Genomic DNA, 502 nt, shown 5'->3' on the forward strand with positions numbered 1-502 from the left:
TGCCCGCCGGAGACCAGTCCGCCGCGGTCGCCGACGCGCGCGTCGAGGCCGCCGCGCTCGGCGGTCCACTCCGCGAGGCCCACGCGCGCGAGCACGGCGACGAGCTCGTCGTCGGTCGCGTCCTCGCGCGCGAAGAGCAGGTTCTGCCGGATGCTCGCGTCGAAGAGGTGCGGCGCCTGCTCGCACAGGCCGACGACCCGGCGCACGGCCGACGGGTGCATCGCCCGGGCGTCCCGGCCGTCGAGCTCGTACTCGCCGCCCGACTCGAGGAACCGCACGAGGGCGGCGGCGAGCGACGACTTGCCTGATCCGCTCGGGCCCCGCACCACGACCGTCTCCCCCGGCCGCACCACGAGCGACACCGGCGCGAGGGCGTCGCGTCCGGCTCCCGGCCAGCGCGTCACCAGGTCGCGGACCTCGAGCGTCGCGCCCCGGGACGTGCCCTCGGGTGCGGCGGCGCGGACGTCGCCCGCCGCGGAGCCGGCCTGCTCCCGCGGGATCT

Annotated in this window: 1 protein-coding gene; it reads right to left on the bottom strand. The window is 78.3% G+C overall.

The features are described 5' to 3' along the window. Positions 1–502, bottom strand: a 502-nt coding sequence (locus tag DZG00_RS16405) for an ATP-binding cassette domain-containing protein (protein ID WP_119455870.1), incomplete at both ends; no start/stop codon positions are given.

It is taken from the genome of Clavibacter lycopersici (genome assembly GCF_003576405.1).
Lineage (GTDB): Bacteria > Actinomycetota > Actinomycetes > Actinomycetales > Microbacteriaceae > Clavibacter > Clavibacter lycopersici.